21 protein-coding genes are annotated in these 24,777 nt (G+C 65.5%); 11 read left to right on the forward strand and 10 right to left on the reverse strand.

What is annotated here, in order from left to right:
- Positions 1-8: 8 nt before the first annotated feature.
- The 5 genes from ACPRTJ_RS12330 to ACPRTJ_RS12350 form a co-directional block, all read right to left on the reverse strand.
- Positions 9-2,444, reverse strand: coding sequence for a TonB-dependent siderophore receptor (locus ACPRTJ_RS12330; protein ID WP_426428950.1), 2,436 nt, complete (start codon positions 2,442-2,444; stop codon positions 9-11).
- 144 nt (positions 2,445-2,588) lie between these two features.
- The gene (locus ACPRTJ_RS12335) at positions 2,589-3,557 is read right to left on the reverse strand and encodes a FecR domain-containing protein (protein WP_100634792.1); all 969 of its coding nucleotides are present in this window, start codon (positions 3,555-3,557) and stop codon (positions 2,589-2,591) included.
- Positions 3,554-4,072: an RNA polymerase sigma factor gene (locus ACPRTJ_RS12340; protein ID WP_043863668.1), complete on the reverse strand. Its 519-nt coding sequence runs from the start codon at positions 4,070-4,072 to the stop codon at positions 3,554-3,556. Before ACPRTJ_RS12340 ends, ACPRTJ_RS12335 begins: the two co-directional genes overlap by 4 nt.
- A gap of 107 nt (positions 4,073-4,179) precedes the next feature.
- The gene (locus ACPRTJ_RS12345; protein WP_043863669.1) at positions 4,180-4,890 is read right to left on the reverse strand and encodes a 3'-5' exonuclease; all 711 of its coding nucleotides are present in this window, start codon (positions 4,888-4,890) and stop codon (positions 4,180-4,182) included.
- Between the two features lie 10 nt (positions 4,891-4,900).
- Entirely contained in the window at positions 4,901-6,835 is a 1,935-nt protein-coding gene (locus ACPRTJ_RS12350) for a DUF294 nucleotidyltransferase-like domain-containing protein (protein ID WP_426428953.1), read from the reverse strand.
- A 202-nt stretch (positions 6,836-7,037) separates the two neighbouring features.
- Here ACPRTJ_RS12350 and ACPRTJ_RS12355 point away from each other — a divergent pair, with 202 nt between their 5' ends.
- On the forward strand, positions 7,038-7,490 hold the full coding sequence (locus ACPRTJ_RS12355) for a response regulator (RefSeq protein WP_054915983.1): 453 nt from the start codon (positions 7,038-7,040) through the stop codon (positions 7,488-7,490).
- 54 nt (positions 7,491-7,544) lie between these two features.
- Here the strand turns inward: ACPRTJ_RS12355 and ACPRTJ_RS12360 are convergent, their stop codons facing one another.
- Positions 7,545-9,722 (reverse strand): malate synthase G, encoded by a 2,178-nt coding sequence (locus ACPRTJ_RS12360; RefSeq protein WP_258660268.1) that lies wholly within the window; start codon positions 9,720-9,722, stop codon positions 7,545-7,547.
- A 302-nt stretch (positions 9,723-10,024) separates the two neighbouring features.
- On the opposite strand from ACPRTJ_RS12360, the gene ACPRTJ_RS12365 reads away from it, so the two are divergent.
- Positions 10,025-10,549: a glycine cleavage system protein R gene (locus ACPRTJ_RS12365; protein WP_043863673.1), complete on the forward strand. Its 525-nt coding sequence runs from the start codon at positions 10,025-10,027 to the stop codon at positions 10,547-10,549.
- Between the two features lie 15 nt (positions 10,550-10,564).
- On the opposite strand, the gene rarD is transcribed toward ACPRTJ_RS12365, so the two are convergent.
- From rarD to ACPRTJ_RS12385, 4 genes are all read right to left on the reverse strand, one after another.
- Positions 10,565-11,452, reverse strand: a complete 888-nt coding sequence (gene rarD, locus ACPRTJ_RS12370; RefSeq protein WP_054915981.1) for an EamA family transporter RarD — start codon at positions 11,450-11,452, stop codon at positions 10,565-10,567.
- Between the two features lie 63 nt (positions 11,453-11,515).
- The gene (locus ACPRTJ_RS12375) at positions 11,516-12,490 is read right to left on the reverse strand and encodes a serine/threonine protein kinase (protein ID WP_088514285.1); all 975 of its coding nucleotides are present in this window, start codon (positions 12,488-12,490) and stop codon (positions 11,516-11,518) included.
- Between the two features lie 166 nt (positions 12,491-12,656).
- A complete protein-coding gene (locus ACPRTJ_RS12380; protein ID WP_043863676.1) occupies positions 12,657-13,412 on the reverse strand; it encodes a TOBE domain-containing protein in 756 nt (251 codons plus the stop codon).
- A gap of 59 nt (positions 13,413-13,471) precedes the next feature.
- Positions 13,472-14,209 (reverse strand): ComF family protein, encoded by a 738-nt coding sequence (locus ACPRTJ_RS12385; RefSeq protein ID WP_258660264.1) that lies wholly within the window; start codon positions 14,207-14,209, stop codon positions 13,472-13,474.
- A gap of 89 nt (positions 14,210-14,298) precedes the next feature.
- Here ACPRTJ_RS12385 and bioB point away from each other — a divergent pair, with 89 nt between their 5' ends.
- The 9 genes from bioB (at position 14,299) to ACPRTJ_RS12430 (ending at position 24,633) form a co-directional block, all read left to right on the forward strand.
- Positions 14,299-15,357, forward strand: a complete 1,059-nt coding sequence (bioB, locus tag ACPRTJ_RS12390; RefSeq protein ID WP_043863678.1) for a biotin synthase BioB — start codon at positions 14,299-14,301, stop codon at positions 15,355-15,357.
- 7 nt (positions 15,358-15,364) lie between these two features.
- Entirely contained in the window at positions 15,365-16,537 is a 1,173-nt protein-coding gene (bioF, locus tag ACPRTJ_RS12395; RefSeq protein ID WP_255001554.1) for an 8-amino-7-oxononanoate synthase, read from the forward strand.
- Complete coding sequence (locus tag ACPRTJ_RS12400; protein WP_058541820.1) at positions 16,530-17,261, forward strand: alpha/beta fold hydrolase; 732 nt, start codon at positions 16,530-16,532, stop codon at positions 17,259-17,261. The genes bioF and ACPRTJ_RS12400 overlap by 8 nt, the downstream gene beginning before the upstream one ends.
- Positions 17,254-18,078 carry a malonyl-ACP O-methyltransferase BioC gene (gene bioC / locus ACPRTJ_RS12405; protein ID WP_078480862.1) on the forward strand — a complete coding sequence of 275 codons (825 nt, stop codon included), beginning with the start codon at positions 17,254-17,256 and terminating at the stop codon, positions 18,076-18,078. The genes ACPRTJ_RS12400 and bioC overlap by 8 nt, the downstream gene beginning before the upstream one ends.
- Before the next feature lies 1 nt (position 18,079).
- Positions 18,080-18,760, forward strand: a complete 681-nt coding sequence (gene bioD / locus ACPRTJ_RS12410) for a dethiobiotin synthase (RefSeq protein WP_043863682.1) — start codon at positions 18,080-18,082, stop codon at positions 18,758-18,760.
- A gap of 119 nt (positions 18,761-18,879) precedes the next feature.
- Positions 18,880-19,176 (forward strand): pyrroloquinoline quinone biosynthesis protein PqqE, encoded by a 297-nt coding sequence (locus ACPRTJ_RS12415; RefSeq protein WP_258660262.1) that lies wholly within the window; start codon positions 18,880-18,882, stop codon positions 19,174-19,176.
- Positions 19,177-19,444: 268 nt separating this feature from the next.
- Positions 19,445-21,250, forward strand: coding sequence for a phenylacyl-CoA dehydrogenase (locus tag ACPRTJ_RS12420; protein ID WP_043863684.1), 1,806 nt, complete (start codon positions 19,445-19,447; stop codon positions 21,248-21,250).
- A 198-nt stretch (positions 21,251-21,448) separates the two neighbouring features.
- Positions 21,449-22,732: a GGDEF domain-containing protein gene (locus ACPRTJ_RS12425; protein ID WP_043863685.1), complete on the forward strand. Its 1,284-nt coding sequence runs from the start codon at positions 21,449-21,451 to the stop codon at positions 22,730-22,732.
- A gap of 122 nt (positions 22,733-22,854) precedes the next feature.
- Positions 22,855-24,633, forward strand: coding sequence for an acyl-CoA dehydrogenase C-terminal domain-containing protein (locus ACPRTJ_RS12430; protein WP_100634783.1), 1,779 nt, complete (start codon positions 22,855-22,857; stop codon positions 24,631-24,633).
- Positions 24,634-24,777: the final 144 nt, after the last annotated feature.

A 24,777-nucleotide genomic window follows, 5' to 3' on the forward strand; every position in this document is an offset into this window, starting at 1 on the left:
CGTTGGCCCTAGAACGTGTAGTTCACGCTGGCGACCACGTTGCGCTGGTCGCCGTAGTAGCACCAGAACCCGTCGCAGTTGGCCAGGTAGTCCTTGTTGAACAGGTTCTTGGCTTCCACCGCCACGCTCAGCCCCTTCATGCTGCTGTCCAGGCGACCCAGGTCGTAGTGCACGGCAGCGTCGTACACGGTGTAGGAGCCTACATGCGCCACCTCGGTGTTGGCGGTGTTGCCGTAGGTATCGCCGACATAGCGAACCCCGGCGCCCATGCCGAAGCCGTCCAGCGGGCCGGCGTGCCAGGTGTAGTCGGCCCACAGGGTGGCCTGGTTGCGCGGGATCAGCGCCATGCGGTTGCCGACTTCGCCAGGCACGCCCTTGCGGATCTCGGTATCGGTGTAGGTGTAGGAGCCGACCAGTTTGAGGTTGTCGGTGACGGCGCTGGTGGCTTCCAGCTCGATGCCGCGCACCTGCAATTCACCGACACTGCGAGAGATGCTGCCTTCGGTGACCTTCACGTTGCTCTGGCGCAGGTCGTAGGCGGCTGCGGTCAGCAGGGTGTTGCTGCCCACCGGCTGGAACTTGACGCCCATTTCGTACTGGCGGCCTTCGGTGGGCTTGAACGACTGCGCCGCATCCACGTTGGCGCCGGTGGTCGGCTGGAACGACTCGGTGTAGGACAGGTACGGGGTGAGGCCGTTGTCGAACACGTAGCTCAGGCCCACGTTGCCGGTGAAGGCCTTGTCGCGCTGGGTGCTGGTGGCGTCGCCCTTGTTGTGGAAGGTGGTGCCGGTGTGAATCCAGTCCTCACGCCCGCCCAGGGTCAGGCGCCAGTTGTCCAGGACGATCTGGTCCTGCACGTAGACGCCGGTCTGGCGGGTTTTCTGGCCGTAGTCCTGCAGCGCGAAATAGTTCACGTTGGACATGTCTGCGCCATACACCGGCCGGATCACGCTGATCGGCGGCACGTTGATGCCGCTGATGTTGCCGTTGGCGTCGTAGTTGTACGAGCCGCCATACAGCCACTGGTAGTTGGTGTTGGAGCGCTGGTGGTCCAGGCCCAGCAGCAGGGTGTGCTCCAGCGCGCCGGTGCTGAAGTTGGCCTGCAGGTTGTTGTCGACAGCGAACTGGCTGATGTCTTCGTTGACGATGCCGGCCTCGCGGTTGACCGTGCCGTCGGGTTCGACGGTATTGAAGGTGGCCACGTTGACCGCGCGAAACGACAGGTCGCTCTTGGTGTAGCGCAGGTTCTGGCGCAGCTGCCATACGTCGTCGAGGCGGTGCTCGAAGGCGTAGCCCAGGGCGTAGTAGGTGCGGTCGTAGAAGTCCCAGCCCGGCTCACCGAGGTTCTTGTGGTGGGAAATCTTTGCCCCGGCAGGTGAAGCCAGCCGGGTGCCCTGCAAGGGCAGGAACTGCCCGGTGATGCCGGTATCGTCGCGGGTGAACTGCGAGATGAAGGTCAGGCTGGTGTCGTCGTCGACGTTCCAGGTCAGGCTGGGGGCGAGGTTGTAGCGCTTGTCGGGAATATGGTCGACCGGTGCGTTGCTGTCGCGTACCACGCCGCTGACGCGGTACAGAAACTGGCCGGCGTCGTCGATCTTGCCGGTGCTGTCGAAGTTGATCTGCCGGTGTTCGTTGCTGCCGACCTGGGCTTCGATCTGGTGCGCGCTTTCGGCCTGCGGGCGTCGGCTGAGCATGTCGAGCATGCCGCCGGGCGGGGTCTGGCCATACACCGAAGAGGCCGGGCCGCGCAGTACGGTGATGCGTTCCAGGTTCCAGGGTTCGACCTTGGGGTTGGCGAACGAACCCTTGGGCAGCGGCAGGCCGTCGAGAAACTGGGTGGGGTCGAAGCCGCGCACGCGCAGCCAGTCGGCGCGCGAGTCCGAGCCATAGCCGCTGCTTTGCACGCCCGCGGTGTAACGCAGCGCGTCGTTGAGGTTGAGCACCTGGCGCTGGTCGAGCTGTTCGCGGGTGATCACCGACATCGAGCGTGGCGCCTCGACGATCGGAGTGTCGGTCTTGGTGCCGGCGGCGGTGCGGGTGGCGACGTAGCCGGTGGCCGGGCCCCAGGCGCTCTCGTAGTCGCCGGCGGCGTTGATGCTGGTTTCCGGCAGGGCCAGGCTGCCTTCGGGGGCGGCGATCAGGCTGTAGGTGCCGGCGCTGCTCTGCTGCAGTTGCAGGCCGGTGCCGCGCAGGGCGGCCTGCAGGGCGCCGAGGCCGTCGTACTGGCCGCTGACCGGCGCCGAGGTGCGTCCGCTGGCCAGGCTCGGGTCCAGGGTCAGGGCAATGCCGGCCTGGCTGGCGATCAGGTTGAGGGTGGTCGACAACGGCCCGGCGGGCAGGCTGTAGCTGCGCGCGGCGCTCGATTCGGCGGCGATGGCGGCGGTGCTGGTCAGGGCCAGGGTCAGCAGGCAATGACGCAACAGCTTTTCAAGGGGACGGGACATGCAGCGGTTCCTCGGCGCAATAGTGCTAACTAGCTTCCATGCCGAGTGAAAAGGGAAAAGTGTCAGGGGGTGGGTAAAAAATAATGTTGAGGCCTTCGCCGGCAACGCCCGCTCCTGCAGGAGGGCGTTGCAGGCGAAGGCGTTTTACGGGGTCTCGCCCTTGGCCACGATCGTCACCCACCATGGCGTGCGCTTTTGCACCTGCACCGGCAAGGTCGGCAGCAGCGACTGCAGCGCAAGGTCGGTGTCGTGCAGCGGGAAGCTGCCGGTAATGCGCAACCCGGCCACCTCCGGCGACACCCCCAGGTAGCCGCTGCGGTAACGCCCCAGCTCCTGCACCAGCGCATCCAGGCGCACGTTGTCGACCACCAGCATGCCGTGGGTCCAGGCGTCGGCGCCCATGGCCAGCGGATCGATGCTGCCCAACTGGTCGTGGCTCATCATCACCTGCTGGCCTTCGCGCACGATCTGCTCGTCGCCGCTGTCCTGCGGCTTGGCCGCCACCGCCGACTGCAACACGCTCAGGCGCGTGCCCTGGTCTTCCAGGCGCACCAGGAAGCGTGTGCCCAGTGCACGCAGGCGCCCGTCGGCCGTGGCGACGATGAACGGACGGTCATCCTTGTGCCCGGTCTCGATGGAAATCTCGCCCTCGCGCAGCACGATCAGGCGCTGCTGGCCATCGAAGCGAACATCCACCGCCGAATGGGTGTTGAGGCTGAGCAGGGTGCCGTCCTCCAGGCGCAGGCTGCGCTGCTCGCCGGTGGCCGTGCGCTGGTCGGCCAGCCAGTAGTCCAGGCTCTGGTGGGTACTCAGCCAGCCGAGCAGGCCGCCCACCAGCACGATGCTGGCCAGCCCGCTGCCCAGCTTGCGCACGCGCTGGCGCAGGCCGGCCCGGGTTTCGCCCAGGGCCTTGCGCGCCGGGCCGGCCGCCGCGGCGAAGCGCTGGTTGAGCATGCCCAGCTGCATCCAGGCCCGCGCATGTTCTTCGTCTGCCGCGTGCCAGCGCTCGAAATCGGCACGTTCCTCGGCGCTGCCCGCATCCAGGCACAGCTGCCAGGCGATGGCGGCATCGAGCACCTTGGCCGATACCGGCCTGCTACTGAAGCCGTTCATGTCGGCTCGCCGTACAGCGCCACATAGCACTGGCGCATGCCCTGGGCCAGGTACTGGCGCACCCGCGACACCGACACGCCCAGGCGCTCGGCGATCTCGGCATGGCCCATGCCGTCGAGGCGGTTGTACAGGAACGCGGCGCGCGCCTTGCTCGACAGCTTGCCCAGCAGGCGGTCGATGGCCTTGAGGTCTTCGAGGATCAGGTGCTGTTCTTCCGGTGACGGCTGCTCGGCTTCGGGGATCAGCATCAGTTCGGCGAGGTACGCCTGCTCCAGTGCCGCCCGGCGAAAGTGGTCGAACAGCAGGCCGCGCGCCACCGCGGCCAGGAACGCCCGCGGCTCGCGTGGTGCGGGCAGCTGCTCGCGCCCGAGCAGGCGCACGAAGGTGTCCTGGCTCAGGTCTTCGGCGCGCTCGGCACAGGCGACGTTGCGCCGCAGCCAGCCCAGCAGCCAGCCGCGATGGTCACGGTACAGCGCACCAACCAGCTCACCGTGTGGGCTTTGCACTGACGACAAGGTGTTCCCCGGAATAGATGCGTTAACTAACGAGAATTATTCGCGATTGTGTCAGAGCCGCTGGCACTGTGCAATTAACGCTCATCGGATGACGTATCCGGGGCTGGTCAGAAGCCGTGGCTGTGTTGCCGTCGCCGGCGCCAGCCTTGCAGGCGATGCTCCAGCAGCAGCGGGCTGTCGATGTGCTGGCGTCGCGCCTGGCTGAACAGGATCAGTGCCAGTTCGGCAGTGACCTGTGCATCGGCGCTGGCGTGGTGGCGTTCACCGGCCTGCAGGCCGAAGTGCGCGGTCCAGTCGTCGAGCCCGGCGTCGCGCAACACCACGTCGGGGTTGAGCAGCGGGGCCAGCTCGGCCACGTCGATGAACGGGTGCTGCAGGCGGTAGCCCAGGCTGTCCTTCAGGGCTCGGCTGAGCATGCGCTGGTCGAAGCCGGCGTGGAACGCCAGCAGCGGGCTGTCGCCGATGAACGCCATGAGGTCGAGCAGTGCATCGGCCGGCACGCAGCCGGCGGCAATCGCACTGGGCCCCAGGCCATGGATCAGCACGCTGGGGCCCGGCTTGTGGTCATGCCGGTGCAGGGTGCGCTCGAACTGCTGGCTGAAGTCGATGGCGCCGTCCTCGATCACCACCGCGCCAATCGACAGCACCTGGTCGCGGTTCAGGTTCAGGCCGGTGGTTTCCAGGTCCAGCACCACCCAGCGCTGGGCGCGCAGGGTGTGGTCCTGCAGCGGGGCTGGGCCGGGCAGTTGGGCCAGACGCTGCTGCTGGGCGGCGTCCAGTGCGGGTTGGCTGGGGCGCAGCCAGGCGAACAGGCTCATGACAGGTCGCTCATAGTTGGTAGCGCAGGGCCAGGCTGCTTTGCAGACGCTGGGCCTGGCGCAGCGATTCGCGCAGGATGCGCCGGTCCAGGTCGTTGAGGCTGTCGGGGTCGACGCGGTTGGAGTAGGGCAGGTTCTGGCGGGTCTGCAACTGGTGCTGCTGCATGCGGGTCTGCTGGATGAAGTGGTAGGCCTCTTCATAGGCGCCGCCATCGAGCGGGTCGATCACTTCCTTGCCTACCAGCTGGCGCAGGCGCTCCAGGGTGTTGTTGGCGTGCACGCCATTGGCCAGCGCCAGCAGGCGCGCGCCGTCGACGAAGGGCGTGAGGCCCTGCACCTTGAGGTCGAGGGTGGCGGCCTTGTCGTTGCCGCTGCGGGTCAGCACGAACTCGCGAAAGCGCCCCACGGGCGGGCGCTGACGCAGGGCGTTGGCGGCCATCATGCGCTGGAACAGGCGGTTGTCGGCGACCTGGTCGAGGATGCCCTGGCGCAGTTGTTCGCACGCCTGTTCGTCGCCCCACACCACGCGCAGGTCGAAATAGATGCTCGAGGCCAGCAGGTTCTCGGGGGTGGCTTCGCGGATGAACGCGGCAAAGCGCCGTGCCCACTCGGCCCTCGACAGACACAGCTCGGGGTTGCCGGCCATGATGTTGCCCTTGCACAGGGTGAAGCCGCACTGCGCCAGGCCCTGGTTGATGTGCTGCGCCAGCGGCAGCAGGCGGGCGCGAATTTCGGCAGCCTGGGCCGCGTCGCGTGCCTCGAACAGGATGCCGTTGTCCTGGTCGGTGTGCAGGGTCTGTTCGCGGCGGCCTTCGCTGCCGAAGCACAGCCAGCTGAACGGCACGCCGGGGTCGTCCTTGTCCTGGATCGCCAGTTCGATCACCCGGCACACGGTGTGGTCGTTGAGCAGGGTGATGATGTGGGTGATCTGGGTGGACGAGGCGCCATGGGCGAGCATGCGCTCGACCAGCTGGCCGATCTCGCCGCGCAGCGACACCAGGTTCTCGACCCGCGCGGCGTGACGGATGGTGCGCGCCAGGTGTACCAGGTCGACCCGCTGCAGCGAGAACAGGTCGCGCTCGGAGACCACCCCGCACAGACGCTGGTCCTGTACCAGGCACACATGGGCGATATGGCGCTCGGTCATCGCGATGGCGGCGTCGAAGGCGCTGGCCTGGGGGCTGAGGTAGAAAGGCGCGGCGGTCATGTGCGCGGCGATCGGCGCGGCGAAGTCGGCACTGGCATCGGCCACCACCTGGCGCAGGTCGCGCAGGGTGAAGATGCCGACCGGTGCGCGCTGCTCGTCGACGATCACGATGCTGCCCACCTGCTGCTCGTGCATCAGGCGTACGGCCTCGCGTACGGGCGTATCCGGCGCGCAGGTAACCGGATGACGCATGGCCAGCTCGCCCAGGCGGGTGTTGAGCGAATACTGGTTGCCGAGGGTTTCAACCGCGCGGCGCTGGACCTGCTGGTTGACCTGGTCGAGCAGGCTGCTGACACCCCGCAGGGCAAAATCCCGAAACACTTCTGAGAGTGCGAACAGACGGATGAACGCCGCCTTGTTCAGTTGCAGGCAGAAGGTGTCTTCGGCGGCCAGGTGTTCGGTACGGGTGGCACGCTCGCCCAGCAGGGCGGCCAGCGGGAAGCACTCGCCTCCGGTGATCTCGAAGGTGGTCTCGGTGCCGGTGGCGGCATGGTTGCGCTCGCCCACCACGCGTCCCTGCTTGACGATGTAGAAGTGCTCGACGGGTCCGTCGGCAGGCTTGATGATGCTCTCACCGCTGGCGTAGAAGCGCAGCTGGCATTGTTCCACCAGGTACGCCAGGTGGGCGTTTTCCATCTGGTTGAAGGGAGGAAAGCGTTGCAGGAACTGCATGGTGCCGTGAATATTCTGCAGTACTGCGGTTTTGCCGGCCTGGTCGAAGGCGTCCATCTTGCTCATGAGCTTTACCGCATCTGTGCGTCGGCGCCGAGGGCCGAGCATTTGTTTTTATCGTGCTGCATGGTCGGCCGCGGGGTGCGCAGTGCCCATTGGACGTTTGTCTAAAGCGGGTGAGCGTCAATTATCCGACGAAAGGCGGGTTGCGGCACATGCGTTTGCGGTCTGAACTTGATTCAACGGATATTTTTACGATGGAACAGCCATGCCCGAAGCCGACGACATACTGAGCGAAGCCGAGCGCAAGGCGCTGGCGAGCGTGACTGCGCGCGGGACCGCGCTGCCCAAGGTGCTGATCGTCGAAGACGACAAAGGGTCGCGCGAAGCGCTGGCGAGTTACTTGAAGGCCCACGGCATTCGTTGCCTTGCCGCAGAAAACACCACGGTGGCGTTCGACTACCTCAAGCGCGAACCCAGGATCGGGCTGCTGATTACCGACCTGCGCATGCAGCCGGTGGGGGGCATCGAGTTCATCGAGCAGATTCGTGAGTCGGACCAGGCCGCGTTGCCGATCATCATCGTGTCGGGCGATGCCAAGGTGCAGGACGCGATTGCGGCAATGCACCTGAGCGTGGTCGACTTTCTGCTCAAGCCGCTCGACCAGGAGAAGCTGGAAAAGCTGGTGAAGCTGGTGAGGCATGAGCTGGGCATCGGCTGAACCCCTTCGCTGGCTTGCCAGCGAAGGGGTGCGTCAGGCAGCGCTGTAACCAGCTTACAGCCCGTTGCGCGCCTTGAACTCGCGACGACGGCGATGCAGTACCGGCTCGGTATAACCGTTCGGCTGCTTCGCACCCTCGATCACCAACTCGACCGCCGCCTGGAAGGCGATGTTGCTGTCGAAGTCCGGTGCCATCGGGCGGTACAGCGGGTCGTTGGCGTTCTGCTTGTCGACCACCGGCGCCATGCGCTTGAGGCCTTCGATCACCTGAGCCTCGCTGATGATGCCGTGACGCAGCCAGTTGGCCAGCAACTGCGCGGAAATCCGCAGGGTGGCGCGGTCTTCCATCAGGCCCACATCGTTGATGTCCGGCACTTTCGAGCAACCCACGCCCTGGTCGATCCAGCGCACTACATAGCCAAGAATGCCCTGGGCATTGTTGTCCAGTTCGTTGCGGATCTCTTCGTCCGACCAGTTGGTGTCGGTGGCCAGCGGAATGGTCAGGATATCGTCGACCGAGGCCGGCGCACGCTTGGCAAGCTCCGCCTGGCGGGCGAAAACGTCGACCTTGTGATAGTGCAGCGCGTGCAGCGCGGCGGCGGTCGGCGACGGCACCCAGGCGGTGTTGGCACCGGCCAGTGGGTGGGCGATCTTCTGCTCGAGCATGTCGGCCATCAGATCAGGCATGGCCCACATGCCCTTGCCGATCTGCGCGCGGCCCTGCAGGCCGGTGGCAAGGCCCACGTCGACGTTGTTGTTCTCGTAGGCACCGATCCACTTCTGGGTTTTCATGGCGCCCTTGCGCACCACGGCGCCCGCTTCCATGGAGGTGTGGATCTCGTCGCCGGTACGGTCGAGGAAGCCGGTGTTGATGAACACCACGCGCTCGCTGGCGGCCTGGATGCAAGCCTTGAGGTTGACCGTGGTACGGCGCTCCTCGTCCATGATGCCGACCTTCAGGGTGTTGCGCTTGAGGCCCAGCACGTCTTCGACGCGGCCGAACAGCTCGTTGGTGAAGGCGGCTTCTTCAGGGCCGTGCATCTTCGGCTTGACGATGTACACCGAGCCGGTACGGCTGTTCTTGCGGGTGGTGTTGCCGTTGAGGTTGTGCACCGCAGCCAGGTTGGTGACCAGCGCATCGAGGATGCCTTCGGGCACTTCGTTGCCATCCTTGTCGAGGATCGCGTCGATGGTCATCAGGTGACCGACGTTGCGCACGAACAGCAACGAACGGCCATGCAGGCTCAGCGAGCCGCCATTGGGCGCGGTGTACTCGCGGTCCGGGTTCATGGTGCGGGTGAAGGTCTGGCCGGCCTTGCTCACGCTTTCGGCCAGGTCGCCCTTCATCAGGCCCAGCCAGTTGCGGTAGATCACCACCTTGTCGTCGGCATCCACCGCGGCCACGGAGTCTTCGCAGTCCATGATGGTAGTCAGGGCGGCTTCCATCAGCACGTCCTTGACCCCGGCGGCGTCGGTCTGGCCGACCGGGGTGCTGGCATCGATCTGGATCTCGAAGTGCAGGCCGTTGTTTTTCAGCAGCACGGCGACAGGGGCCGTGGCATCGCCCTGGTAGCCGACCAGTTGCGCGTCGTCGCGCAGGCCGCTGTTGCTGCCACCCTTGAGGATGACCACCAGCTTGCCATCGGCAATGCTGTAGCGGGTGGCATCGACGTGGGAGCCGGCCGCCAGTGGCGCAGACTCGTCGAGGAAGGCGCGGGCGAAGGCGATGACCTTGTCGCCGCGTACCTTGTTGTAGCCCTTGCCCTTCTCGGCGCCACCGGCTTCGCTGATGGCGTCGGTGCCGTACAGCGCGTCGTACAGCGAGCCCCAGCGGGCGTTGGAGGCGTTGAGGGCGAAGCGTGCGTTCATCACCGGCACTACCAGCTGCGGGCCGGCCATGCGAGCGATCTCGTCATCGACATTCTGGGTGGAGGCCTGGAAGTCCGCCGCTTCTGGCAGCAGGTAGCCGATCTCCTGAAGGAAGGCCTTGTAAGCCGGAGCATCGTGGGCCTGGCCCTTGCGCGCCTGGTGCCAGGCGTCGATCTGCGCCTGCAGGGTGTCACGCTTGGCCAGCAGGGCTTTGTTCTTTGGAGCGAGGTCGTTGATGATCTTCTCTGCCCCGATCCAGAACTGCTCGGCGTTGACGCCGGTTCCGGGAATGGCTTCGTTGTTCACGAAGTCGAACAGGACTTTGGCGACCTGAAGGCCACCGACTTGAACGTGTTCAGTCATTGCTTGCCTCACTCTGCTCAGCTATTCAGCTCTTGTTTCAACATTTTTGTAGTGCGCGTCGCGGCATACTACATGAAGCGCTGCGCTTGGGAAAATCAGACTAAATACGCCGTTTTGCGACCATTTGGTCGCAAAACGTCGTTCTGGGAGCGGGCATGTTCTCAAAAATCGAGTGAATTGTTCCAGATAAATCTAAAAACAGTACACGATTTGTTGTTCGAGCCCGCTGCGGCAGGTTGCCGCGCCTTGCCTATACTTGATCGGCGCCCCCGGTATTCGGGGGCTGGAGAGAGGACTGGCGCGTGGATCATCTTGTCTTGACCGTGATTGCCCCTGACCGCGCCGGCCAGGTGGAGCGGGTGGCCGAATGCATCGCCGAGCATAACGGCAACTGGCTGGAGAGTCGCATGTCGCGCATGGCAGGGCAATTCGCCGGCATCCTGCGCGTCGCGGTACCGGCCGAATCCTATGACGAACTGGTGGAGGCGTTGCAGGCGCTGGGCAAGCACGGGATTCGCGTGCTGATCGCCGAAAGCGGCATCGAGCCGTCGTGCACCTGGAAGCCGATCGCGATGGAGCTGGTGGGCAACGATCGCCCCGGCATCGTGCGCGACATCACCCGGCTGCTGGCCGAACAGGGGGTGAACCTGGAGCGCTTCAGTACCGACGTGCGGCCCGCGCCGATGAGCAGCGAGCCGCTATTTCACGCCGATGCGCTGCTGGCCCTGCCGCTGACGCTGTCGCTGGATGACCTGCAACAGCGCCTGGAGGCCCTGGCCGACGACCTGATGGTGGAGCTCAAGCTGCGCCCCGAAGAGTCGGCGTAGGGGGTGGCGTAGCGCTCAGGTGCGCCGGCGAATGCTCAGCCAGGCATCCACGCTGTACAGTGCCAGGCCGGCCCAGATGAACATGAACGCCACCAGTGTGCTGCTCGACAGATGTTCGTCGAACAGCAGCACCGCCTGCAGCAGCACCAGGGTCGGCGCCAGGTACTGCAGAAAGCCCAGAGTGGTGTAAGGCAGGTGCCGCGCGGCGGCGTTGAAGCACACCAGCGGTATCAGCGTGACGGGCCCGGCGGCGGCCAGCCACAGCGCGTCGCTGGTGCTGTAGAAGCTGGCCTGGGCGCTGTGGGCCATGGGGTTGAGCAGCAGCCAGCCGATGGCCAGCGGTACCAGCATCCAGGTTTCCACCACCAGTCCCGGCAACGCCGCCACTGGCGCCTGCTTGCGGATCAGCCCGTAGAAGCCGAAGCTCAGCGCCAGTACCAGCGACACCCATGGCAGGCTGCCCACCTGCCACACCTGCTGCGCCACCCCCACTGCCGCCAGGCCTACCGCCACCCACTGCAGGCGGCGCAGACGCTCGCCCAGCAGCAACATGCCCAGCAGCACGTTGACCAGCGGGTTGATGTAGTAACCCAGGCTCGCCTCGAGCATGCGCCCGTTGTTCACCGACCACACATAGGTCAGCCAGTTGCCCGCGATCAGCGATCCGCTCAGGGCCAGGATTGCCAGGCGCCGCGGGTTGTCGCGCAGTTCGCGCCACCAGCCCGGGTGCTTCCAGAACAGCAGCAGGATCGAGCCGAACAGGGCCGACCACAGCACCCGATGCACGATGATTTCCACGGCGGGCACGTTCTGCAGGGCTTTGAAATAGATGGGGAACAAGCCCCAGATGATGTAGGCGGTCAGGCCCAGTATGTACCCGCGGCGCGGGTTGGCGGCTTGCATGCTGATTCCTTGCTTAGGCAGCTATCTAAAACCCGGCTATTGTAGACAGACTGGCAGCAGGTTCTAGAACAATTTCAGCGGCTCTTCGGCCAGTGCGGCGGTCTGCTCACGCAGGGCCAGGACCTGGTCGCCCCAGTAGCGTTCGCTGCCAAACCACGGGAAGCTGCGCGGGAACGCCGGGTCGTCCCAGCGGCGCGCCAGCCAGGCGCTGTAGTGCAGCTGGCGCAGGGCGCGCAGCGGTTCGATCAGGGCCAGTTCGCGGGGGTCGAAATCATGGAACTCGTTGTAGCCATCCATCAGTTCGGCCAGCTGGCCCAGGCGCTCGTGACGATCGCCGGCGAGCATCATCCACAGGTCCTGCACGGCGGGGCCCATGCGGCAGTCGTCCAGGTCGACGATGTGGAACACCTCATCGCGGCACATCATGTTGCCCGGGTGGCAGTCGCCGTGCAGGCGGATGCTCTTGTACGGGGTGCGGGCGTAGGCGTCCTCCACGCGCTTGAGCAGGTCGCGGGCCACCGACTCGTAGGCCGGCAGCAGGCTGCGCGGCACGAAGTTGCCTTCGAGCAGGGTGGCGAGGGAGGCGTGACCGAAGTTGGCCACGCCCAGCGCTTCACGGTGTTCGAACGGGCGCGTGGCGCCGACCGCGTGCAGGCGACCGAGCAACTGGCCGAGGCGGTACAGCTGGTCGAGGTTGCCCGGCTCCGGCGCGCGGCCGCCACGGCGCGGGAACAGTGTGAAGCGAAAGCCTGCATGCTCGAACAGGCTCTGGCCGTTGTGCACCAGCGGGGCGACCACGGGGACTTCGCAGTCGGCCAGTTCGGCGGTGAAGGCGTGCTCCTCGAGAATCGCCGCGTTGCTCCAGCGGCCGGGGCGATAGAATTTGGCGATCAGCGGTTCGGCGTCTTCGATGCCCACCTGGTAGACACGGTTCTCGTAGCTGTTGAGTGCCAGAACACGAGCGTCGCTGAGAAAGCCGATGCTTTCGACAGCGTCCAGGACCAGGTCGGGGGTAAGGGTATCGAAGGGGTGTGACATGGGAACTCCTGCAGCGCGACGGGTGGCCGGGCGTATGAGAGCCATGGTACAGCACCCCGGGGACGCTGCATGCCCCATCGCGGGTCAAGCCCGCTCCCACAAGGAAATCGCTGAACCTGTGGGAGCGGGCTTGACCCGCGATGGGCTGTGCTGCAGCCCCAATAATCTAGAGCGGCGTACCCAGCAGCACATACGCCGGCGAGAACCGCACTGCCACTTCACTGCCTACCGCCACCCGGTTGTCCAGCAGCCACTGCGGCTCGGCAAATGCGCACAGCGTCTGGCCGTTGCTCAGGCTCAGGCGCACCTCGGTAGTCCCTTGCGGGTCATCGATCAGTTCCTGTACCACGGCGCTCAACTGGTTGACCTGCGCCGGCCCGGGCATCGCCACCTCCAGCCAGCCTGCCTTGATCAGCGCCACCACCGGCGTGCCCGGTTCCAGCTCCAGGCGCAAGGTGCTGTCATGGGTGATCTGCGCCTCGATGCGCAGCCCCCCGGCCAGGGTCAGCTCCACGGTGTCGATGCGGCCCTGCGCGCGAATGGCGCTGACCCGCCCATGCAACTGATTGCGCGCACTGGTGCGCAGCATCAGGCGCCCGAGCAGGTCGAGATCGTCGGAGTCTTCGGCCGCTTCCAGCACCTGCGCCTGCAACAGTTGCAGCTTCTGGTACAGGCGCAACACCCGCTGCCCCTCCAGCGACAGTTTCGCCCCACCGCCCCCGCGCCCGCCCACGCTGCGTTCCACCAGCGGGCTGGCGGCCAGGTTGTTGAGCTCGTCGATGGCATCCCACGCGGCCTTGTAGCTGATGCCGGCGCTCTTGGCCGCCCGGGTGATCGACCCCTGCTCGGCGATGTGGGCAAGCAGGGCGATGCGTTGCGGGCGACGGACGATATGTTGGGTCAACAGGGCAGGCAGGGACATGGGCGGGCACGCAGTCGGGGCAGGGATGGCCCAGAAAGTGCCCGCCGCCCCGGCGCAAGTCAAGCGCCGCCGGGCTTGGGCGTGCGTGCCAGGCAGTATACGTCCACCCGCGTGGCACCCGCCGCCCGCAACAGGCTGGCCAATGCCTGCGCAGTGGCGCCGGTGGTGAGCACATCGTCGACGATCGCCACATGCTGCCCCCTGATCGCCGCCGAATCGGCCAGGGCAAAGGCGTGGCGCAGGTTGCGCTTGCGCGCCTTGGCCGTCAGCCCCTGCTGGGCCGCCGTTTCTTGCGGGCGTTGGAGCAGACGTGGCTCGCAGGCGATCTCCAACTGCCCGGCCAACCACTGGGCAAGCATCGCAGCCTGGTTGAAGCCGCGTTCGCGCAGGCGCCGGCGCGCCAGCGGTACCGGCAACAGCAGGCCGGGCCGCGGCAGGTCTTCGGCAAAGCGGTAGGCAAGCCAGTTGCCCAGCAGTTGCGCCAGCAATCGGCCCAGCGGCCACTGGCGCTGGTGCTTGAAGCGGGTGATCAGTGCATCCACGGGGAAGCCGTAGTGCCAGGGCGCCTCGACCCGGGTGAAGGCGGGTGGGCGGCGGCTGCACTGGCCGCAGGTCAGGCCCCGCATCGGCAAGGGCAGCGCGCAGGTTCGACAGCATTCTTCCAGCCAGGGCAGTTCGGCCTCGCAGGCCACGCAAATGGGGTGTGACTGCTGGGCAGGTTCATCGCACAGCAAACACGCTTGGTTGATATTTAGCCAGTTGTAAACCAGTTGTTTAAGGTGTGGTTGACAGTGCATGGCGCTTCCTTAACTATGCGAGCTATCCGTGATGCGCTGGCGGGCTTTCCTGTCCCGGCGCCAGTACAAGCCTAAACAAGGAAACACCCATGAGCGCCAGCACAACTGCAACGCTTCGTCACGACTGGTCCCTGGCCGAAGTCAAAGCACTGTTCCAGCTACCGTTCAACGACCTGCTGTTTCAGGCGCAGACCGTTCACCGCGCGCATTTCGACGCCAACCGCGTTCAGGTCTCGACCCTGCTGTCGATCAAGACCGGCGCCTGCCCGGAAGATTGCAAATATTGTCCGCAGTCCGGCCACTACAACACCGGCCTGGAAAAACAGAAGCTGATGGAGGTGCAGAAGGTGCTGGAGGAGGCCGCCCGGGCCAAGGCCATCGGCTCCACGCGATTCTGCATGGGCGCGGCGTGGAAGCACCCGTCGGCCAAGGACATGCCCTACGTGCTGCAGATGGTCAAAGGGGTCAAGGCGCTGGGCCTGGAAACCTGCATGACCCTGGGCAAGCTCGACCAGGAGCAGACCGTGGCCCTGGCCCAGGCCGGCCTGGACTACTACAACCACAACCTGGACACCTCGCCTGAGTTCTACGGCAGCATCATCACCACCCGCACCTACGGCGAGCGCCTGCAGACCCTGGCTTATGTGCGCGATGCCGGGATGAAGATCTGTTCGGGCGGGATCCTGGGCATGGGCGAATCGCTGGACGACCGCGCCGGGCTGCTGATCCAGCTGGCCAACCTCCCGGAGCACCCCGAATCGGTGCCGATCAACATGCTGGTGAAGGTGGCGGGCACGCCGCTCGAGAATGCCGAAGACGTCGACCCGTTCGACTTCATCCGCATGCTGGCAGTGGCGCGCATCCTCATGCCGCAGTCCCATGTGCGCCTGTCGGCCGGGCGCGAGGCGATGAACGAACAGATGCAGGCACTGGCCTTCTTCGCCGGGGCCAACTCGATCTTCTACGGCGAGAAGCTGCTGACCACCGCCAACCCGCAGGCCGACAAGGACATGCAACTGTTCGCGCGCCTGGGCATCCAGCCTGAAGCGCGCGAAGAGCACGCCGACGAGGTGCACCAGGCGGCCATCGAGCAGGCGCTGATCGAGCAGAAGAGCAGCGAGCTGTTCTACGACGCCGCCTCCGCCTGAGGTCGCCATGAGCTTTGATCTGAGTGCGCGCCTGGAACAACGGCGCGCTGCGGCGCTGTATCGCCAGCGCCCCCTGCTGCAGAGCCCGCAGGGGCCGCAGGTGATGGTGGACGGCACGCCGTTGCTGGCGTTTTGCAGCAACGACTACCTGGGCCTGGCCAACCACCCCGAGGTGATCGACGCCTGGCGTGCCGGCGCTGAGCGTTGGGGCGTGGGCGGCGGGGCGTCGCACCTGGTGATCGGCCACAGCTCGCCGCACCATGAACTGGAACTGGCCCTGGCCGAGTTTACCGGTCGCCCGCGCGCTCTCCTGTTCACCACCGGCTACCTGGCCAACCTGGGTGCGTTGACCGCGCTGGTGGGGCAGGGCGACAGCGTGCTGCAGGATCGCCTCAACCATGCTTCGCTGCTGGATGGCGGGTTGCTCAGTGGCGCGCGCTTCAGCCGCTACCTGCACAACGATGCCGACAGCCTCGGCAAGCGCCTGGACAAGGCCACCGGCAATGCGCTGGTGGTCACCGATGGCGTGTTCAGCATGGACGGCGACATCGCCGACCTGCCAGCACTGGCTGCCCAGACGCAGGCCAGGGGCGCCTGGCTGATGGTCGACGATGCCCATGGCTTCGGCACCCTGGGCCGCCACGGCGGTGGCGTGGTGGAGCATTTCGGCCTGGACATGGGGCAGGTACCGGTGCTGGTCGGCACCCTGGGCAAGGCCTTCGGTACCGCCGGTGCGTTCGTCGCCGGCAGTGAGGAACTGATCGAGTGCCTGATCCAGTTCGCCCGCCCGTACATCTATACCACCAGCCAGCCACCGGCCCTGGCCTGCGCCACGCTCAGGAGCCTGCAACTGCTGCGTGACGAGCACTGGCGCCGCGAGCACCTGGCGGCGCTGATCCGCCAGTTCCGTCAGGGCGCCGAGCAGATCGGCCTGCACCTGATGGACAGTTTCACGCCGATCCAGCCGATTCTGATCGGCGATGCCGCAAGGGCCATGCGGCTGTCGGCGATGTTGCGCGAGCGCGGGCTGATGGTCACGGCGATCCGTCCACCGACGGTGCCGGCCGGCAGTGCCCGGCTGCGCGTGACCCTGACCGCCGCCCACAGCGCCGCGCAGGTACAGCTATTGTTGAATGCATTGGCCGAGTGTCATTCGCTGCTGGAGCCTGCTGATGCGTGATCGACTGATTCTGTTGCCGGGCTGGGGCCTGGGTACCGCTGCACTGGAGCCGCTGGCCGCGAGCTTGCGCGCCCTGGATGCCAAGCTGCACGTGGAGCTGGTGCCTCTGCCGGAGCTGGATGGCAGTGACGTGCCTGTATGGCTGGATCACCTGGACCGCACGTTGCCTACCGACACCTGGCTGGGAGGCTGGTCGCTGGGCGGCATGCTCGCCGCCGAGCTGGCGGCGCGACGCGGCGATCACTGCTGCGGGCTGGTGACGCTGGGCAGCAACGCCAGCTTCGTGGCCCGTGCGGACTGGCCCCATGGCATGCCGACCGACACCTTCAATACCTTTCTCGACGGTTGCCGTAGCCATACGCAAGTGACGCTCAAGCGCTTCAAGTCGCTGTGCAGTCAGGGCGCCCAGGCGCCGCGCAGCCTGGCGAGGTTGCTGGAGGTGGGGGTGCCGGCAACCGACCCGCTGTACCTGGCCACGGGCCTGGAGGTATTGCGGAAACTCGATACCCGGGCTGCGCTGAGCAACTTCGGCGGCCCGCAGTTGCACCTGTTCGCAGGCAGCGACGCGCTGGTGCCGGTCGAGGCGGCCAAGGCGCTGTTCGAACTGCTGCAGGACGTCGAGGTGGGCATTGTCGAGGACAGCGCCCACGCCTTCCTGCTGGAGCACGCCCAGGCGTTGGCGACCTTTATCAAGACCTTCCTGCACGAGAGTGGCGATGACTGATCTTTCCCTGCCCAGGCTGCCCGGCGCCTTGCCCGACAAGCGCCAGGTGGCGGCCTCGTTTTCCCGTGCTGCGGCCAGCTACGACAGTGTCGCCGCGTTGCAGCGGGCGGTGGGCGCTCATCTGCTGGCGCAGCTGCCCGCCGATTTGCAACCGCGTTGCTGGATCGATCTGGGCAGTGGCACCGGGCATTTCAGCCGGCACTTGCAGCAACGTTATCCACAAGGGCTGGGTGTGGCGGTGGATATCGCCGAAGGCATGCTGCTGCATGCCCGTGAGCTGGGGGGCGCGCATTACCATGTGGCGGGCGATGCCGAGCGTCTGCCGCTGCGTGATGGCAGCGCCGGGCTGATCTTCTCCAGCCTGGCGGTGCAGTGGTGCGCCGACCTGGCTGCGGTGCTGCGTGAAGCGCAGCGGGTTCTGCAGCCTGGGGGCGTGCTGGCGTTCGCCAGCCTGTGCGTGGGCACGCTGTTCGAGCTGCGTGAAAGCTGGCAGGCGGTGGACGGGCTGGTGCACGTCAATCGCTTCCGCCCTCTGGCGGACTACCAGCGTCTGTGTGCCGACAGCGGGCTGCAGGTGCTCGGGCTGGAGGCCCGGCCCCATGTACTGCATTACCCCGATGTGCGCAGCCTGACCCATGAGCTCAAGGCGCTGGGCGCACACAACCTCAACCCCGGTCGCCCCGCCGGCCTGACCGGCAGGGCACGCATGCAGGGCCTGCTGCAGGCCTACGAGCGCTTTCGCCAGCCGCAGGGACTGCCCGCCACCTATCAGGTAGTCTATGCGGTACTGCACAAGCCGCAGCACCAGGGGGATTGAGATGCATGCTGCCTATTTCATCGCCGGCACCGATACCGATGTGGGCAAGACCACCATTGCCGCCGGCCTGCTGCATGCGGCACGTCTGGCCGGCCTGAGTACCCTCGGGGCCAAGCCGGTAGCGTCGGGCTGCGAGGTGACCCCCAAGGGCCTGCGCAACGCCGATGCACTGGCCCTGATCGCGCAAAGCAGCCTCACGCTGCCCTATGCGCAGCTCAACCCGTTTGCCTTCGAGCCCGCCATCGCCCCGCACCTGGCGGCCCGCGAAGCGGGTGTTGCGCTGAGCGTGCAGGCGTTGCTTGCGCCGATGCGCACGGTGCTGGCGCACAACGCCGATTTCACCCTGATCGAAGGCGCGGGTGGCTGGCGGGTGCCGTTGTCCGATCAGGCCAATCTGTCGGACCTGGCGATTGCGCTCAAGCTGCCGGTGATCCTGGTGGTAGGCGTGCGCCTGGGTTGCATCAACCATGCGCTGCTCAGTGCCGAGGCGATTGCCCGCGATGGCCTGCAACTGGCCGGCTGGGTGGCGAACATCATCGAGCCGCGCACCTCGCGCCTGGAGGAGAACCTGGCTTCGCTTGCCGAACGCCTGCCGGCCCCCTGCCTGGGCCGGGTGCCAAAACTCAAGGTGGCCAGCGCCGAGGCGGTGGCCGCATACCTGCAGCTGGATTTGCTCGACTAGGCTGAGTCTATTGAAGGGCACTGTGCCATTAGTGTTTTTGACGGGCCTTTTGCCGGGTTGTCTGCTTCAATAGGGGCCGTTGATATCATCTGTGCCTTCCGTCACCTGGAGAGTTTGAAATGGAAATCTCGGGCAGTTCCGCATTCTATGCCGGCCTGGGCGCCATTCAGAGCGGCCAGAACCGCATCGATCAGGCCGCCAGCCAGATCGCCAACACCACTGTCGAACGTGCTGCCACCAGCCAGTCCAGCGACTACCAGGCCGAACGCCTGCGCTCGGTCGACCGCAGCCAGCAGATGGACCTGGCCACCAGCACCGTCGAACTTGCCCTGGGCAAGCATCAGGTCGAGCTGGGTGTCAAAGTGGCCAAGGCCTCCGACGAAATGCTCGGCACGCTGATCGATACCTACGCCTGAGCCAGCCGGCCCTCGCATCTTCCCGGTTTTACCCCTCCATCCTGACTCGACGCCCTGGCCCAAGGCCGGGTGCCTTGCCGTGCCTGCGTTCTGGCGAGCGGGGCCGGAGCGTAGCCTGCCATGGCAGAAATGCCCTCATGGGGGTGCTTGACAAGGTTTCGGCGTAAACGTATGTTTCAAACAACTGTTTGACCGAAAGCCGCCTAGAGCTGGTCGGTGTATGTCGCGGTCTCCCTATTCAAGGATCCATCAGCAGAGGTTCATCGCTATGCCTGATTACAAAGCCCCCTTGCGTGATATTCGTTTCGTTCGCGATGAACTGCTGGGCTACGAAGCGCACTATCAGAGCCTGCCGGCTTGCCAGGACGCCACCCCCGACATGGTCGATGCGATCCTCGAGGAAGGCGCCAAGTTTTGTGAACAGGTACTGGCCCCGCTGAACCGTGTGGGCGACCTGGAAGGCTGCACCTGGAGCGAGTCGGGCGTTAAGACCCCCACCGGCTTCAAGGAAGCCTACAAGCAGTTCGTCGAAGGCGGCTGGCCGAGCCTGGCCCATGACGTCGATCACGGCGGCCAGGGTCTGCCCGAGTCGCTGGGCCTGGCGGTCAGCGAAATGGTCGGCGAGTCGAACTGGTCGTGGGGCATGTACCCAGGCCTGTCGCACGGCGCGATGAACACCATCTCCGAGCACGGCACCGCCGAGCAGCAGAACACCTACCTGACCAAGCTGGTATCCGGCGAATGGACCGGCACCATGTGCCTGACCGAACCGCACTGCGGTACCGACCTGGGCATGCTGCGCACCAAGGCCGAACCTCAGGCCGACGGTTCCTACAAGGTCACCGGCACCAAGATCTTCATCTCGGCCGGTGAACACGACATGGCCGACAACATCGTGCACATCGTGCTGGCGCGCCTGCCCGATGCACCGGCCGGCACCAAAGGCATCTCGCTGTTCATCGTGCCCAAGTTCCTGCCGACCGCCGAAGGCGGTGTGGGCGAGCGCAACGCCGTTTCCTGTGGCTCCATCGAACACAAGATGGGCATCCACGGCAACGCCACCTGCGTGATGAACTTCGACGCCGCCACCGGCTACCTGATCGGCCCGGCCAACAAGGGCCTGAACTGCATGTTCACCTTCATGAACACCGCTCGCCTGGGTACCGCGCTGCAAGGCCTGGCCCACGCCGAAGTGGCGTTCCAGGGTGGCCTGAAGTATGCCCGCGACCGCCTGCAGATGCGTTCGCTGACCGGCCCCAAGGCGCCGGACAAGGCGGCTGACCCGATCATCGTCCACCCGGACGTGCGTCGCATGCTGCTGACCATGAAAGCCTTCGCCGAAGGCAACCGCGCGATGGTGTACTTCACCGCCAAGCAGGTCGACATCGTCAAGTACAGCCAGGACGAAGAAGAGAAGAAGAAGGCCGACGCACTGCTGGCCTTCATGACCCCGATCGCCAAGGCGTTCATGACCGAAGTCGGCTTCGAGTCGGCCAACCACGGCGTGCAGATCTACGGCGGCCACGGCTTCATCGCCGAGTGGGGCATGGAGCAGAACGTTCGCGACAGCCGCATCTCGATGCTGTACGAAGGCACCACCGGCATCCAGGCGCTGGACCTGCTGGGCCGTAAGGTGCTGATGACCCAGGGCGAGGCGCTCAAGGGCTTCACCAAGATCGTGCACAAGTTCGTCCAGAACAACGAAGGCAACGAGGCCATCAGCGAGTTTGTCGCGCCATTGGCCAAGTTGAACAAGGAGTGGGGCGAACTGACCATGAAGGTCGGCATGGCCGCGATGAAGGACCGCGAAGAAGTCGGTGCCGCCTCGGTTGACTACCTGATGTACTCCGGTTACGCCTGCCTGGCCTACTTCTGGGCCGACATGGCGCGCCTGGCCGCCGAGAAACTGGCTGCCGGCACCAGCGAAGAGGCGTTCTACACCGCCAAGCTGCAGACCGCGCGCTTCTACTTCCAGCGCATCCTGCCGCGGACCCGCACGCATGTGGAAACCATGCTGTCGGGCGCGAGCAACCTGATGGACATGAACGAAGAGCACTTCGGCCTCTCGTACTGAGTCATCGCCTGAAGCAAGAAAGCCCGCCCTTACCGGCGGGTTTTTTTATGCGCTAGTCAGAACCTGATACGAATACGTGCTAAGCCCTGCTCCCACCCTGCCGTTACAAGTGCTGCCGGCATATTCATCTATTCATGTGCGCTGCCGACACATTAAAGGCACAATGCCATTACTTGATCTGCCGGGTCGGAGATTCCCTTGTTTCGTTTATCCGCTGTACGACTGAGCCATTTTCTGCCGTCACTGTTCCTGCTGGTGTCGGGGCTCGCCGCTGCTTATGTCAGAGACCTCAACGTCTTCTTCACCTCGCTGTTCAACGTGCTGCCAACCCTGGTGTTGCTGCTGGGCGGGGCCTACTGCACGGTCTACCGCCGTCAGCGTGAACTGTTCCTGATGGTCACGGTGTATATCGCCTACTTCCTGCTCGACACCCAGACCGACTACTACCGCGACAATGGCGTGGTACGCCAGGACGCCGCCGTGGTGTTCCACCTGGTGTGCCTGTTGCTGCCCATCCTGTTTGCGCTGTACGGCGCCTGGCAGGAGCGCACGCACCTGTTCCAGGACATGGTGGCGCGCTTTGCCGTGCTGCTGGCGGTCGGCAGCACGGCGCTGGGGCTGGAGCAGAGCTACCCGCAGGCGCTGCTCAACTGGCTCGCGGAAATCCGCTGGCCGGCGCTGCACGGTCAGTGGATGAGCCTGATCCAGCTGGCCTACCCGGTGTTTCTGCTCGCCTTCATCCTGCTGGTGGTGCAGTACCTGCGCGAACCGCGCCCGCTGCATGCGGCGCAGGTGATCGGTCTGATGGGGATCTTCTGGATGCTGCCGCAGACCTTCATCCTGCCCTTCACCCTGAACATCATGTGCAGCCAGGTGATGCTGATGATCGCCGCCGCGGTCTCCCACGAGGCCTACCAGATGGCATTTCGCGACGAGCTCACCGGCCTGCCGGGGCGCCGCGCGCTCAACGAGCGCATGCAGCGTCTGGGGCGCAACTATGTGCTGGCGATGACCGACGTCGACCACTTCAAGAAATTCAACGATACCCACGGGCACGACGTCGGCGACCAGGTGCTGCGCCTGGTGGCCAGCAAACTGTCCAAGGTCACCGGCGGGGGCCGCGCCTACCGCTATGGCGGCGAGGAGTTCGCCCTGGTGTTCGCGGCCAAGACCATCGAGGAATGCCTGCCGCACCTGGAGGCGGTGCGCGAGGTGATCGCCAACTACAATATCCAGCTGCGCAACCAGGACAGCCGCCCCCAGGACGACCAGCAGGGGCGACAACGCCGTGGGGCGGCCGGGGCCAGCAGCGTGTCGGTGACCATCAGCATCGGTGCCGCCGAGCGCCTGCCCGAGCACCGCAGCCCCGATGAGGTGCTCAAGTCGGCCGACCAGGCGCTGTACAGTGCCAAGGGAGCGGGGCGTAACTGCACCATGACCTACGGCCACCAGAGCAAGCGTGGAGCGGTGCGCACGGCGTGACCAGAAGTGACTATGCGGTCGCCAGATGACCCTATGTGTCACAAAAGTTGTTAGGTTACACTGGCTCGCAACTGTGTAGCGGCCCTGCGGGGCCGTCCCGACTCAAGGTGTGAGAGGTTGCCATGGCTGACTATAAAGCGCCCCTGCGCGATATGCGCTTCGTCCTCAACGAAGTCTTCGAAGTATCCCGGCTGTGGGCACAACTGCCCGGGCTGGCCGAGGCGGTCGACGAAGAAACCGCACTGGCGGTGCTCGAGGAAGCCGGCAAGGTCACCAGCCAGAGAATCGCTCCGCTGAGCCGCAGCGCCGACGAAGAGGGCTGCCATTGGGACAACGGCGCCGTGCGCACCCCGGCCGGCTTCATCGATGCCTACCGCACCTACGCCGATGGTGGCTGGGTGGGCGTGGGCGGCGACCCTGCCTATGGCGGCATGGGCATGCCCAAGGTGATCTCTGCCCAGGTCGAAGAAATGGTCAACTCCTCGAGCCTGGCCTTCGGCCTGTACCCGATGCTGACCGCCGGTGCCTGCCTGTCGATCAACGCTCACGCCAGCGAAGAGCTCAAGACGCGGTACCTGCCCAACATGTACGCCGGGGTCTGGGCCGGCTCCATGTGCCTGACCGAGCCCCACGCCGGTACCGACCTTGGCATCATCCGTACCCGCGCCGAGCCGCAGGCCGACGGCAGCTATAAGGTCACCGGCACCAAGATCTTCATCACCGGCGGCGAACACGACCTGACCGAGAACATCATCCACCTGGTGCTGGCCAAGCTGCCTGACGCCCCGGCCGGGCCCAAGGGCATCTCGCTGTTCCTGGTGCCCAAGTTCCTGGTCAACCCCGATGGCAGCCTGGGCGAGCGCAACCCGGCCACCTGTGGCTCCATCGAGCACAAGATGGGCATCCAGGCCTCGGCCACCTGCGTGATGAACTTCGACAGCGCCGTGGGCTACCTGGTCGGCGAGCCGAACAAGGGCCTGGCAGCGATGTTCACCATGATGAACTACGAGCGTCTGGGGGTCGGCATCCAGGGCCTGGCATCGGCCGAGCGTTCCTACCAGAACGCCATCGAATACGCCCGCGACCGCCTGCAGAGCCGTGCACCTACCGGGCCCCAGGCCAAGGACAAGACTGCCGACCCGATCATCGTGCACCCCGATGTGCGGCGCATGCTGCTGACCATGAAGGCACTGAACGAAGGCGGCCGGGCTTTCTCCACCTATGTTGCGATGCAGCTCGATACCGCCAAGTTCAGCGAAGACCGCGAGGCCCGCAAGCGCGCCGAAGACCTGGTGGCGCTGCTGACGCCGGTGTCCAAGGCGTTTCTCACCGATCTGGGCCTGGAAGTGACCGTGCATGGCCAGCAGGTGTTCGGCGGCCATGGCTACATTCGCGAGTGGGGCCAGGAGCAACTGGTGCGCGACGTGCGCATCACCCAGATCTACGAAGGCACCAACGGCATCCAGGCCCTGGACCTGATGGGCCGCAAGGTGGTGGGCAGCGGCGGGGCGTTCTACAAGCTGTTCGCCGACGAGATCCGCCATTTCATCGCCACCGCCGACACGGCGCTGGGCGAGTTCGTCAAACCGCTGGAGACGGCGCTGGACAGCCTCGACGAACTGACCGCCTGGGTGCTCGACCGCGCCAAGGCGAACCCCAACGAAATCGGCGCGGCGTCGGTGGAGTACCTGCACGCCTTCGGCTACACCGCCTATGCCTACATGTGGGCACTGATGGCCCGCACGGCCCTGGCCAAACAGGGTGAGGACGACTTCTACGCCAGCAAACTGGGCACCGCACGCTTCTACTTCGCCCGCCTGCTGCCGCGTATTCACTCGCTCAGCGCTTCGGTGAAGGCGGGCAGCGAGTCGTTGTACCTGCTCGACGCGGAACAGTTTTGATCTGACGGCGTCATGTAAGCATTTGCTTACATGACGTGGTGACGTTTGGCCTCTTCCGTAAGATTGGATCCACAGCTAATCTTCACCTCATGGACGTCGCGCAGGATGCGCACAGTACATAACAGGGACACGGAAGGATTTCCT

This window comes from Pseudomonas palmensis, from assembly GCF_049942755.1.
Taxonomy (GTDB): Bacteria; Pseudomonadota; Gammaproteobacteria; order Pseudomonadales; family Pseudomonadaceae; genus Aquipseudomonas; species Aquipseudomonas palmensis.